At 66.0% G+C, this 12,769-nt stretch carries 11 protein-coding genes; 6 read left to right on the top strand and 5 right to left on the bottom strand.

Going from position 1 to position 12,769, the window contains the following annotated elements; translation table 11 throughout:
* Nucleotides 1-8: 8 nt before the first annotated feature.
* Nucleotides 9-1,730 (bottom strand): putative PEP-binding protein, encoded by a 1,722-nt coding sequence (locus tag BJL86_RS06290; RefSeq protein WP_067471941.1) that lies wholly within the window; start codon nt 1,728-1,730, stop codon nt 9-11.
* A gap of 200 nt (nt 1,731-1,930) precedes the next feature.
* Between BJL86_RS06290 and BJL86_RS06285 the strand changes: the two genes are divergently transcribed.
* From BJL86_RS06285 to BJL86_RS06265, 5 genes are all read left to right on the top strand, one after another.
* Complete coding sequence (locus tag BJL86_RS06285; RefSeq protein ID WP_231887117.1) at nt 1,931-2,761, top strand: DeoR/GlpR family DNA-binding transcription regulator; 831 nt, start codon at nt 1,931-1,933, stop codon at nt 2,759-2,761.
* Nucleotides 2,758-3,756: a 1-phosphofructokinase family hexose kinase gene (locus BJL86_RS06280; protein ID WP_067471939.1), complete on the top strand. Its 999-nt coding sequence runs from the start codon at nt 2,758-2,760 to the stop codon at nt 3,754-3,756. Before BJL86_RS06285 ends, BJL86_RS06280 begins: the two co-directional genes overlap by 4 nt.
* A gap of 27 nt (nt 3,757-3,783) precedes the next feature.
* Nucleotides 3,784-5,964 (top strand): PTS fructose transporter subunit IIABC, encoded by a 2,181-nt coding sequence (locus tag BJL86_RS06275; protein ID WP_067471936.1) that lies wholly within the window; start codon nt 3,784-3,786, stop codon nt 5,962-5,964.
* A gap of 38 nt (nt 5,965-6,002) precedes the next feature.
* Entirely contained in the window at nt 6,003-6,260 is a 258-nt protein-coding gene (locus BJL86_RS06270) for an HPr family phosphocarrier protein (protein WP_067471932.1), read from the top strand.
* A gap of 188 nt (nt 6,261-6,448) precedes the next feature.
* Nucleotides 6,449-7,486 (top strand): alpha/beta hydrolase family protein, encoded by a 1,038-nt coding sequence (locus BJL86_RS06265; RefSeq protein WP_232229014.1) that lies wholly within the window; start codon nt 6,449-6,451, stop codon nt 7,484-7,486.
* 20 nt (nt 7,487-7,506) lie between these two features.
* Here the strand turns inward: BJL86_RS06265 and BJL86_RS06260 are convergent, their stop codons facing one another.
* Entirely contained in the window at nt 7,507-8,808 is a 1,302-nt protein-coding gene (locus tag BJL86_RS06260) for a deoxyguanosinetriphosphate triphosphohydrolase (RefSeq protein ID WP_075844881.1), read from the bottom strand.
* Between the two features lie 135 nt (nt 8,809-8,943).
* Nucleotides 8,944-10,323 (bottom strand): glycine--tRNA ligase, encoded by a 1,380-nt coding sequence (locus BJL86_RS06255; protein ID WP_067471928.1) that lies wholly within the window; start codon nt 10,321-10,323, stop codon nt 8,944-8,946.
* A 231-nt stretch (nt 10,324-10,554) separates the two neighbouring features.
* Here BJL86_RS06255 and BJL86_RS06250 point away from each other — a divergent pair, with 231 nt between their 5' ends.
* Complete coding sequence (locus BJL86_RS06250) at nt 10,555-10,989, top strand: Fur family transcriptional regulator (protein ID WP_067471926.1); 435 nt, start codon at nt 10,555-10,557, stop codon at nt 10,987-10,989.
* Nucleotides 10,990-11,001: 12 nt separating this feature from the next.
* Here BJL86_RS06250 and BJL86_RS06245 read toward each other — a convergent pair whose 3' ends face one another.
* Entirely contained in the window at nt 11,002-11,823 is an 822-nt protein-coding gene (locus BJL86_RS06245; protein ID WP_067471922.1) for an isoprenyl transferase, read from the bottom strand.
* A complete protein-coding gene (gene recO, locus BJL86_RS06240; RefSeq protein WP_075844880.1) occupies nt 11,807-12,667 on the bottom strand; it encodes a DNA repair protein RecO in 861 nt (286 codons plus the stop codon). Before recO ends, BJL86_RS06245 begins: the two co-directional genes overlap by 17 nt.
* Nucleotides 12,668-12,769 lie beyond the last annotated feature (102 nt).

Here is a 12,769-nt window from a genome sequence, read left to right as displayed (position 1 = left end):
GTTCGTACTTAACTGCTGGATACGAGCTCGATCACCGACTTCTTCGCCTCCTTGGCGGTGTCCGCGGCGAGCGCGAGGCGGGCGGCTTCGGCGCAGATTTGCGGCGAGACTGCCGCGAGTTGCGCCCCCACGAACGGCACCGCCGCTGCTGCCGCCGATAGCGATGACACTCCCATTCCGAGGAGTGCCACTGCGAGGAACGGATCCGCCGCGGCCTCCCCGCACACGCCCACGGGCACAGTGCGCGAGTGTTCGCGCTCGTACTCCTGCGCGCCCTCGGCTACGCGGGCGATGAGCCCGAGCACCGCGGGTTGCCACGGGTCGGTGAGCTCGGCCAGATGCGGGCTCATTCGGTCCGCGGCCATCGTGTACTGGGTCAGATCGTTCGTGCCGATGGAGACGAAGTCGACGATCGGCAGGAATTTGTCGATATTGATCGCAGCGGCGGGGATTTCAATCATGATCCCGGGGCTCAGGTTGCGCTCCCGGCAGCGGGCTGCGAAGTCCTTCGCCTCGGTCACCGTGGCGACCATCGGCGCCATCACCCAAGCCTGCCTGCCGCTCTCGAGTCGCTCGGCGGCCTTCGCCAAGCCATCGAGTTGACGATCGAGCAGGCCACGGTCCAACGAATCAATGCGCAGACCGCGCACCCCGAGTGCCGGGTTGTCCTCGTCCGGGAGTCCGGCAAACTTCACCGGTTTGTCCGATCCGGCGTCGAGGGTACGAGTGACGACCTTTGCGCCCGGGAACGCATCGAGCACTTCGCCGTACATCTCGGCCTGCTCGTCGACCGTGGGTTCGCTACTTCTGTCGAGAAATGCCAGTTCCGTGCGGAAGAGGCCGATCCCCTGCGCCGGCCCTTCCGCGGCGGCGCGCGCGGTGGCGCCGTCCTGCACGTTGGCAAGCAGGTCGACGGGCGTTCCATCGGCGAGTGCTGCGGGGCCGGTCCAGGCGGCTGCCTTCTCTCGCAGCACGGCGTCCGCTTCTGCTCTGGCAGTTGCCTCGTCCGGGTCGGCGCCGAGTTCGATGGTCCCGGCAGCACCGTCGACGAGCACGGTCGATCCCGGTTCTATTCCGCTGAGCCCGGACGCCGCGACAACACATGGAATGCCGAGCTGCCTGGCGATGATCGATGTGTGCGAGGTCGGCCCGCCGAATTCCGTGACGATGGCGCGCACGGATTCGGCGTCCAGACCCGCAGTATCGGCGGGAGCGAGATCCGCAGCGGCGAGCACGGAGGGTTCGGCGAACTCGGGAACCCCGGGTTCCGGCCGGCCCGTGAGCTCGGCCAGGATGCGGGCGCAGATGTCCTTGAGATCGGTGACGCGCTCGGCCTGCCGCCCGCCGAGCTTTTCGAACATTCCGACAAACTTGTTCGTCGCCAGCTGGGCAGCACCTTCGGCGCGAACCCCCTTGGCAACGTTCTTCCCGGCTTCCTTGATCCAGCCCTTGTCTCGGGCGAGCTGAGCATTGGCCGCAAGCACTTCGGACGCTGCGCCGGAAGCATGCTGGGCACGGGCGATGAGCCTGTCAGCGACGGCGTTCGCGGCGTCGGCGACCCGCTGCTTCTCGTATTCGATCTCCCTCTCGCCGGACAGCGACGGGTCGGACTCCGTGGATACCTCGATCGCAACATGGCTTGCCCAGACGACAGGGGCGTAGGCGATGCCCGCAACCACCCCAGTGCCGGAGAACGTCTTCTCCGGAATCGAACCCTCGCGCAGTGCCATCAAATCCTCCAGAACCACATGTGAGACGCCGCGGCCCTCGCCGCCCGTGTTGTGACCAGCTTAACAAAAAGGAATTGACAAACCCACACAAATGGGCGTTAATCAACAGTAGAACCCACCCAATCGGGCACGTATCCCTCATTCGAGTGTTGTCTACATCTCTTCTTGGTAGTTTTTCTCGACGGAGGGTCGCTCGACACATGAAGTCCATCGCCTCGGCGGTGGTCCCCCGCTCACCGAAAGGGTCGTACCGCATGTACTCGCGGCAGCGTCAGCAGCTCATCACCCAGCGCGTCGGCACGCAGGGATCCGTGAGCGTTGCCGATCTCGCGGAGCATTTCGATGTCAGCCCCGAAACCATTCGCCGGGACCTCGCGGCACTCGAAGGGGCGGGCCAACTCGAGCGCACCCACGGCGGCGCCGTCGCACCCTCGGGGCACGCAGAACGTAGCCTGGCCGCCCGTACCCAGGAGCATCGCTCCGCCAAGACTGCCATCGCTCGACTCGCCGCCGAATATCTGCCCTCATCCGGCGGGTCCATCATCATCGATGCCGGCTCGACCACGGCGCATCTGGTCGCCCGCATGCCAGTGTCCACACTCACAGGTCGTGGGGCGCTCAGCGTCTACACCGATTCCGCGCCGATCGCCGCCGAGCTCGCCAGCGCAAACACTTCCCAGCTCTATCTCTTCGGTGGGATGGTCCGCGGCATCACGGGCGCCCTCGTCGGTTCGAACACTGTCGACACGATCCGAAAGACACGTGTGGACGTCGCCTTCATCGGCACCAATGGGATCTCGGCCGAGCGCGGGCTGACCACGCCGGACCCTGCCGAGGCTGCGGTCAAGTCCGCCATGGTCGCTTCGGCCCGGAAAGTCGTTGTGCTCGCCGACGAGTCGAAGTACTCGGTCGATCACGTCGTCCAATTTGCCTCGCTGGGCAGCGTCGACGTGCTGGTCGGCAATGCGCCACCGCCGTCGTCACTCGCAAGCGCTTTGGACACTGCAGATGTAGAGGTGGTTTTCCCATGATCGTCACACTCACCATGAACCCGTCGGTAGATCGCACGGCCGACGTCGCAGGTCCGCTCGAACGCGGCGGCGTCAACAGACTCTCCGATATCACCGATGTCGCCGGGGGCAAGGGCATCAACGTCGCGCGGGTGCTGAGCGAAGCGGCGCCGAAGTATGCGCTGCCCGAAGTACTCGCCGTCGCCCCGTCGTCACACTCGGATCCCTTTGCCGCCATGCTCGGCGGCGCGCAGATCCCCCACGAGCTGGTCCCGGTGGCGGATCCGGTGCGGGTCAACCTCACCGTCACCGAGCCGGACGGAACGACCACCAAACTCAACGCGCCGGGCGCCGAGCTGGGCGACACCGCGCGTAATTCCCTCGTCGACACCGTCGTCACCGCGGCGCAGCGCTCCCCCTCGCCGTGGGCCGCGTTGTGCGGCTCCCTCCCCCGCGGATGCCCGCCGGATTTCTATCTGGAGGCCACCACCGCGCTACATGACGTCGGAGTGCCGGTCGCATTGGACACCTCGGATGCGCCGCTCGAGACTCTCGGCGCCGCGATGCGCGCCGGCTCGCGGGAGAGCAGCTTCCTCCCGGATCTGATCAAACCCAACGGTCTCGAACTCGGCCAACTGCTCGGCATCGATGGTTCGGTGCTCGAGTCGGGCTCAGAAGCCGGCGATTTCGGGCCGGTGGCGGATGCCGCGAGGGAACTCGTCGACGTCGGCGTCGGTGCGGTGCTGGTCACGCTCGGAGGGGCAGGCGCGCTACTCGCGACGCCCGACGGAGTGTGGTCGGCGAGCCCGCCGGATATCGCGGTGCGCTCCACCGTCGGCGCCGGAGACTCCTCGCTCGCGGGCTATCTCCTCGCAGCGCACCTGGAGCTCGACCCGCCGGAGCGTTTGCGCTGGTCCGTCGCCCATGGCTCCGTGGCCGCCTCGCTTCCCGGAACAGGACTGCCGCACGCCCTGGACATGGACCGGGCCCCGCACATCGACGTCATATCCCACTAACGCACGACCGACCGATAAGGACTCACGATGACTGACACACCACTCATCGAGACGGGCACAGTCCGCCTCGATGCGGATCTCGGAGACAACAAGGAGGGGGTCCTCCGAACGCTCGCCGGCGCCTTCGTCGACACCGGGCGCGCGAACGACCTCGACGGTGCCGTGGAGGCGCTGCTGGCGCGTGAGGAGAAGGCTGCCACGGGCATGAAGGGCGGTTTCGCGATCCCGCACTGCAAGTCCGCGGCCATCGACACCCCGAGCCTCGCTTTCGCGCGGCTGTCCAACCCGGTGGACTTCGGCGCTGCCGACGGCCCCGCCGATCTCGTGTTCATGCTCGGCGCGCCCGATGGCGAGGGCAAGGCGCACCTCAAGATGCTGTCCAAGCTTGCCCGCAGCCTCGTGCGCAAGGACTTCGTCGAGTCCCTCCGGCAGGTGGAAACCGATTCCGAGGCCGTGAAGATCATCCTTGACGCCGTCGAGGACAAGCCGAAGTCCGATGGAGGCTCGGGAAGCGAAGACACCGCGGCCGCAGGCGCGGCCGGAGCGGCAGGCGCAGCCACAGTGGGCGCTGGTGCGGCCGCAGCGGGAGCATCCGCATCCGCAGGCATCGACGATAGTGGCTCCGCGAAGGTTGACGACGCCGTGCGGATCGTCGCGGTGACGTCCTGCGCCACCGGCATCGCCCACACCTACATGGCGGCGGACGCGCTGACCCAGACGGCCAAGGACAAAGGCATCGACTTCGCGGTCGAGCCGCAGGGCTCCTCGGGAACGACGCCGTTGACCGCCGAGCAGATCGACAAGGCCGACGCGGTCATCTTCGCCACCGACGTCGGAGTGCGAGACAAGGGCCGGTTCGCCGGAAAGCCGGTCGTCGAAGGACCGGTCAAGCGCGGGATCGACGCCCCGGAGAAGATGCTCGACGATGCGGTGAAGGCCGCACGAGATCCGAACGCGACCCGGGTCAAGGCGGCCTCGGGATCGGGCGAGGAATCGGCGTCCGGCGGCGGCAAGGGCGAGCACTGGGCCCGCACCCTCCAGCGCGGTGTGATGAGCGGCGTCAGCTACATGATCCCGTTCGTCGCGGCCGGCGGCCTCCTCATGGCGCTCGGCTTTCTGTTCGGCGGCTACGACATGGCCGGCGTCTACCAGGACATCGTTACCACCTACTCGCTCACCGATCTCCCGCCCCAGCTCTTTACTGACGGCGAAGGGCTCGTCGCCGCCGGCGCGTCCGGCGCGGAGGCACTCGATCGCACCGGAATGATGCTGTACATGGGCGTGGTGTTCTTCGCCATCGGCCAGGCAGCAATGTCGTTCATGATTCCGGTGCTGTCCGGCTACATCGCGATGGGCATCGCCGACCGCCCCGGGCTCGCCCCCGGTTTCGTCGGCGGCGCGATATCGCTGACACTCGACGCCGGTTTCCTTGGCGCGCTCATCACCGGCATTCTCGCCGGCTTCCTCATGCGCTGGATGAGCTCGTGGAGTGTGCCGTCCTGGCTGCGCGGCCTTATGCCTGTCGTGCTGTTCCCGCTCCTCGGTTCGCTCATTATCGGGCTCGTGATGTTCCTTCTGCTCGGCCAGCCCATCGCTTGGCTGATGGAGACGCTCACCGACGGACTGTCGAGCATGTCCGGTTCCTCGGCGATTCTCCTCGGGCTCATCCTCGGCCTAATGATGTGCTTCGACCTGGGCGGCCCGGTGAACAAGGCGGCGTACGTCTTCGCCACCGCCGGGCTCGTCGTCGACGAACCTTCGACGCTGCGCATCATGGCCGCCGTCATGGCAGCAGGCATGGTCCCGCCGATCGCGTTGTCGATCGCCACGTTCGTGCGTAAGCATCTGTTCACCCCGGCGGAACGCGAGAACGGCCGCGCAGCGTGGTTGCTCGGCCTGTCGTTCATCTCCGAAGGCGCCATCCCTTTCGCGGCAGCCGATCCGCTCCGAGTCATCCCGTCGATGATGCTCGGCGGTGCCACGACGGGCGCGTTGAGTATGGCATTCTCCGTCGAGTCCTACGCCCCGCACGGCGGCATCTTCGTGATCTTCGCGATCCATCCGATCTGGGGTTACTTCGTATCCATCCTCGCCGGAGTCGTCGTGTCCACGATCGCCGTCGTCATCGCCAAGTCCATCGGTAATCGAGTCGAAACCGTGAGCAAGGCAGAGTCGGCGTCCCACGCCAGCGGAACCGTCGTCGCCTAAGCTGGCGCGCGGATCCGAAATACCTAAAGGAGAACCCCATGGCAAGCAAGACCGTCATCGTCGCCTCCGCGGAGGGGCTGCACGCCCGCCCCGCAGGGCTCATTGCCGAAGCGGCCGAGAAGTACGACACGGATATCGAGCTCAGCACCGCGGGAGAAGATCCCGTCGACGCCGCCTCGTCGATGATGATCATGGCGCTTGGCGCGGAGAAAGGCGTCGAAGTAACGGTGACCAGCGACGACGACGCCGCAGTCGAGGAAATCGCGAAGCTCCTCGAAACCGATCTCGACGCATAGAAGGCGCATACACAGACCGAAGGGCCGAGGCATGTGGCTACCAAGCCACTCCTCGGCCCTTCGTCGTTCTCAATCAGCAGACGTCGAGCGGGCTCGGGCCGGGCGCTCTCAGTTGTTATCAGGCAAACTAAATAATTCAGATACGGTGACGGAGAAACGAACAATGCGATGAGTGAGGCGGCACCGTGATGGACACAACGAGGACGCGCATCAACCGACACCGGTTCAAGGCAATGGGAGCAATCGCGTGCAGCGTCACGCTGCTGGCCGCATGCACGTCTGGTTCCGAACCGGAAACCGAGTCCTCGGCGTCGTCTGGCGATCCCTCGTCGGTGTCGACCCAACCGACGGTGTCCGAGAATGTCGAAGCCGACGCGGACATCGTCGCCGACAGGGACGAACCCGAGAAGACAAGGGTCCAGTACCCCACCGAGGGCGAAGGCGATCCGAACCAGAACTGGGGCGACCTCTACCTCCCCGCCGGCCAACACAAAGAGGATTCGATTCCTCTTGTCGTGCTGATCCACGGCGGCTCGTGGGCCTCGCAGCTCGGCGCCGAGGTGATGAATACCTACGCCGAGGACCTTGTCGATCGCGGAATGGCCGTGTACAACATCGAGTATCGCCGCGTAGATTCCGGTGGCGGTTGGCCGACCACATTTAGCGATGTCGCGAGCGCGCTCGATTACGTGGTCGATCTCAACGAAAAACACCCAGAGTTCACCATCGACGACGAGCTCGTCGTCGGCCACAGCGCGGGAGCACAATTGGCGATGTGGGCGGGGACTCGACATTCGTTGAGCCAAGACGAGGTGGGTAACGATCCGAAGTTCAGGCCCAAGCGGGTCGTGTCCCTCGCCGGGCCGCTGGACATGATCTACGCCGCTCAGCATGGCGATGACCGGATCGTCAAGGTTCTCGGCGGGACGCCCGAGGAGATCCCCGACCGCTACGAGTCGGTCGATCCGATCCAGAACATCGATCCCTCGATCCCCGTGGTGGCTATCCACGGCACGAACGACACCATGGTCTCGCCGGAGAACTCTATGCGCTACATCGACGCGGTTGAGGAGGCAGACGGCATCGGCGACCTGGTCATGGCCGACGGAGACGATCATGTCTCACTGGTCAGCGGCGATTCGCGTCACTACCAGAAGATTCTCGACATCATCACCGACGCTTCGGGAAAGACCATCGATGAGTTGGACGACCTCTACTCGAACTAGCGCGAGACAGGACGTGAACGCTAACCCCAGGCCGCGGAGACACCGGCGATCTGCCGGTCGATCCGCTCCAGCCTGGATTCGGTGTACAGCGCGATCTGGTCGACCACGACGCGTAGTCTTCCTTGCTCGGATTCTGCATGCTCCCAGGCGGGCACGAGCGCCGGATCAAGGCTTGCGGGTGCCGAACCCGAAAGATACTCGGCCACGCGGTGGATGCGATCGCGTTGGCGATCCTGACGCACACGATGCCCGGGGTCGAGCATCACGTACCGCACGGCCATCGTCTTGAGCAGCACGACCTCGGCGATGACATCCGCGGGAGCGATCAGGTCGGCGCTGTATCTGTGGTGGGAGTGCTCGCCGAATTCGGCGCGGGTGGCCTCGATCGCCGGCCCCACGAACCGCCCGACCATCCCCGAGGTGAACGCCTTCAGGGCCACAAGACCTTCGAAGGTCGGGGCATAGGGCTTCAGCTTGATGACGTCGGAGCTGCTCGCAAGCCGCGCCGCCGCGGCCTCCAGCGACGCGGCGTCCGCGTCCGAGAAGTGGGAGGCGCCGAGCGCGGCCAGCGCGGCCACCTCGTTGTCGTCGTCGAGGATGCTCATGTCCAGGCGCCCGGCAAGGATCGCATCCTCGACGTCGTGCACCGAGTAGGCGACGTCGTCCGAATAGTCCATGATCTGCGCTTCAAGGGATCGCCTCTCCCCCGGCGCGCCCTCCCGGATCCACGCGAGTATCTCGGCGTCCTCGGGGTAGGCGCCGTACTTGGAGGTGCCTTCCTTCGGCGTCCACGGGTACTTCGTGGCGGCGTCGAGAGCGGCCCGAGAGAGGTTGAGCCCGACGGAGCTCGAAGGATCGCCGCCCCGGGAGAGGACCTTGGGTTCGATGCGGGTGAGGATGCGCACCGTCTGCGCGTTGCCCTCGAATCCGCCGCAGCCCTCTGCCACCTCGGCGAGAGCGGTCTCCCCGTTGTGCCCGTACGGAGGGTGGCCGATGTCGTGGGACAGCCCGGCGAGGTCGCACAAGTCCATGTCGGCGCCAAGTCCGGAGCCGATGGAGCGGGCGATCTGCGCTACCTCGAGGGAATGGGTGAGCCGGGTGCGCGGTATGTCCCCGTCACCGGGGCCGACGACCTGGGTCTTGTCCGCGAGCCGGCGCAGCGCGGCCGAGTGGAGGACGCGGGCGCGGTCGCGTTCGAACTCGGTACGCCGCGTGGCGGGAGGCTCGGGCACCATGCGGGCATGGTCCGCCTCACTGTATTCGGCGCACTGGGGAATCGCGTCCGCACCGCTCACTGATCCACCGCCTGCTTTCTCACTCATCCTCCTCGCGCGCCGATCGCGCGAGTCCTGCTGGAAAGATTCTCCGCCGTCATACGAAAAACCCACACGAGGCGCGCGGATGCGTCCGCCCCGTGTGGGTCGTTCCTACCGTAAGTGCCGGCGCGTGTGGGGGCGCTAGCAGCCGATGAGGCGCTCGGCGAGGTACCGCTCGACCTGATCGATAGCAATGCGCTCCTGCGCCATGGTGTCGCGCTCGCGGATGGTGACGGCCTGGTCGTCGAGGGTGTCGAAGTCGACGGTGATGCAGAACGGCGTGCCGATCTCGTCCTGGCGACGGTAACGGCGGCCGATGGCCTGGGCATCGTCGAAATCGACGTTCCAGTTCTTGCGCAACTGGTTCGCGAGATCCCGCGCCTTCGGCGACAGGTTCTCGTGGCGAGAGAGCGGCAGCACCGCGGCCTTGACCGGCGCGAGGCGACGATCCAACTTCAGCACGGTGCGTTTGTCGACCCCGCCCTTGGAGTTCGGCGCCTCGTCCTCGGTGTAGGCGTCCATGAGGAACGCCATGAACGAGCGTGTGAGACCTGCCGCGGGCTCGATGACGTACGGGGTGTAGCGCTCGCCGGAGGCCTGGTCGAAGTACGACAGGTCCTCGCCCGACGCCTTCGAGTGCGTCGACAGGTCGTAGTCGGTGCGGTTGGCGACGCCCTCGAGCTCGCCCCACTTGGAGCCGGCGAAGTGGAAGGCATATTCCACGTCGACGGTGCGCTTGGAGTAGTGCGACAGCTTCTCCTGCGGGTGCTCGAACAACCGCAGGTTCTCCGGATCGATGCCCAGCTCGATGTACCAGTTAAGGCGCTGGTCGATCCAGTACTGGTGCCACTCCTCGTCCTCGCCGGGCTTGACGAAGAATTCCATCTCCATCTGCTCGAACTCACGGGTGCGGAAGATGAAGTTGCCTGGGGTGATCTCGTTGCGGAAGCTCTTGCCGATCTGGCCGATACCGAACGGCGGCTTACGGCGCGCGGTGGTGAGCACGTTGTGGAAGTTGACGAAGATGCCCTGCGCCGTCTCCGGGCGGAGGTAGTGCAGGCCCTCCTTGTCGTCCACGGGCCCGAGGTAGGTCTTCATCAACCCCGAGAACTCGCGCGGCTCGGTCCAGTTGCCGGGCTGCCCGGTATCGGGGTCCTTGATGTCCGCGAGGCCGTTCTCCGGCGGATGGCCGTGCTTCTCCTCGTAGGCCTCGAGTAGGTGGTCGGCGCGGAAACGCTTGTGCGTGTACAGGCTCTCCACGAGCGGGTCGGAGAACACCTCGACGTGCCCGGAAGCCTCCCAGACCTGGCGCGGCAGGATCACCGATGAATCGAGACCGACGACATCGTCGCGGCCCTGGACGATCGTCTTCCACCACTGGCGCTTGATGTTGTCCTTGAGCTCGACGCCCAGTGGCCCGTAATCCCATGCCGACCGCGTGCCGCCGTAGATCTCGCCGCAGGGGAAGACGAGTCCACGACGCTTACACAGGTTGACGATGGTATCGATCTTGGTTGCCACGTTGTTTTATCTCCATCTCGCTAGCGGGCCGGTAGAGTGCGCCATGGTCAGCGCAGTATCCGTGCGGGCGACGCATTAGCAGTTGTTCAGCGTCCAGCTTAACGACTCGTTCGCGGCCCCGCCGCAGGCCCCGCCTTCTCACGATCTTTGGAATAATCGCGGGGAACGACCCGCCGCAACACGTCCCGCGAAGTGCTCTCTCCACTCCCCGCGGAGAAAGGAGCCCGGCCCATGCCACGAGACGGCTCGTCAGACCCTGCCGACGCACCCAAGGTCGGCGTCCGTTCGACCCGCCAGCGCGAGGCGATCGTCGATCTCCTCGGCGAGCAGGACGTGTTCATCTCCGCGCAGGACGTGCATTCGAGGTTGCGCGATCTGGGCCAGCGCATCGGGCTTACCACCGTCTATCGCACCCTCCAGTCGCTGGTGGACGTCGGCGCCGTGGATACGCTGCGCAATGACGGCGGAGAGCAGCTCTTCCGCCGGTGTTCCGATCACCACCACCATCATCTGGTGTGTCGGCGCTGCGGGAAGACCGTCGAGATCCAGGCGGACACCGTAGAGCATTGGACCAGGTCGGTCGCCGCGGCGAACGGTTTCTCCGACGTCCAGCACACCATCGAGCTCGTCGGTCTGTGCGCCGAGTGCGCGGCGGAGACCCGGTAGCGAACGCGGACGCTACTTCACGCCGCCGAAGCGCCGGTCGCGACGGGCGTATTCGAGGCACGCCTCCCACAGGTCGAGGCGCGAAAAGTCGGGGAACAGGGTTTCCTGGAACACGAACTCCGCGTACGCCGATTGCCACAGTAGGAAGTTCGATGTGCGTAGTTCGCCCGAGGGACGCAGGAACATGTCGACGTCGGGCATGTCGGGTTCATCGAGGTAACCGGCGAACGATTTTTCGGTGATGTGGTCGGGGTCGATCTCCCCCGCCGCCGCGCGCCGCGCGATCTGCCTGGCCGCGTCGACGATCTCGGCGCGTCCGCCATAGTTCACGCACATCGCGAGCGTCATCACGGTGTTGTTCTTCGTCTGCTCTTCGGCGATCTCGAGTTCGGAGATCACCGACATCCACAGCTTCGGGCGCCGCCCGGCCCAGCGCACCCGCACGCCCATCTCGTGCAGCTCGTCGCGGCGACGGCGTAGCACGTCGCGGTTGAATCCCATCAGGAACCGCACCTCGTCGGGGCTGCGCTTCCAGTTCTCCGTGGAGAACGCGTACGCGCTCAGGTACGGGATGCCCATCTCTATGCAGCCCTGCACGACATCCATGAGCACGGCCTCGCCGCGCTTGTGTCCCTCGGTACGCGCGAGCCCGCGCTCCTGCGCCCACCGACCATTACCGTCCATCACCAGACCGACGTGCCGTGGCACGAACTGCTCGGGAATCGCCGGCGCCTGCGCCCCGGAAGCGTGGCGTGGCGGGGCTTTCGCGGTCTCCGGCGTCACACCAATTGAGCCGGCGGCGTTCGCCTTCGCGCGCCTAGGCAGAAGCGCCATGCGAGTGGTCCTTTCGGTTCGGGGTTCCGGTCGGGGCTTGCGTATGACGTCGGACGTCCCCTTCTCCGGCCAGCAGCGGCAGCGTGTGCAGCGAACGTTCTGTGTGCCATTGCACGTGCGCGACCACAAGTTGCGAGGCCTGCCGAAGAACCTGCTCCGGCGCCGCTTCGACGACGTCCCATCGGCCGCGCAGGAGCGCGTCGAGGACTTCCGGGGTTCCTTGCCGTGGTGTCAGCGCACCCGGCGGCCGGCAGTGCACGCAGACTGCGCCGCCGCTGGGTACGTGGTACGCGCGATGCGGGCCGACCACGCCGCACCGGGCGCAGGCGAGCAACACGGGTTCCCAGCCGGCGACCTGCAACGCCCTGAGCATGAACGACACGGCGACGAGCGAGGGATCACGGCGCGCCTCGGCGAGCGAGCGGAACGCGAGTACGAGCATGCGCAGGATGCGCGGCTCCCCGCCCGCGAGGTGCTCGGCGGCCTCCATCATGGCGCAGGCCGCTGTGTAGGCGCGCCAGTCGCCAGTGATCTGCGGGGCGTAGGTCTCGATGGTCTCGGCCTGTTGGATGATCGCGAGGCCGCCGCTACCGAAAGGCGTGCCCAATCCCACCATCCCGGGGGCGCCGCTTCCCATTGCGAGCGAACGCTTGCTCGGAACGAACTGCACCTCTACAAAAGTGAAGGGCTCGAGCCGGGATCCGAATTTGGAGCGGGTCCTGCGCACAGCCTTGCCGACGCCGCGCACGATGCCGTGTTCGTAGCACAGCATCGTGATGATCCGATCGGCCTCGCCGAGGTCATGTGTGCGCAGTACCAATGCGCGGTCCCTTACCGGGTGCACCCTTCACCTCCTATTCGGGTCGTCGCCCAGACGCTCCGACTACCCCGAGAACGTCGTCAGGGGCACAAGTTTATTCTCTCGTGCGCCGCTTCTGGGTAAGCG

Origin of the sequence: Dietzia timorensis, from assembly GCF_001659785.1 — a bacterium.
GTDB lineage: Bacteria > Actinomycetota > Actinomycetes > Mycobacteriales > Mycobacteriaceae > Dietzia > Dietzia timorensis.
Note: the sequence above shows the minus strand (reverse complement) of the source record. Positions and strands in the feature narration are given on the sequence as shown.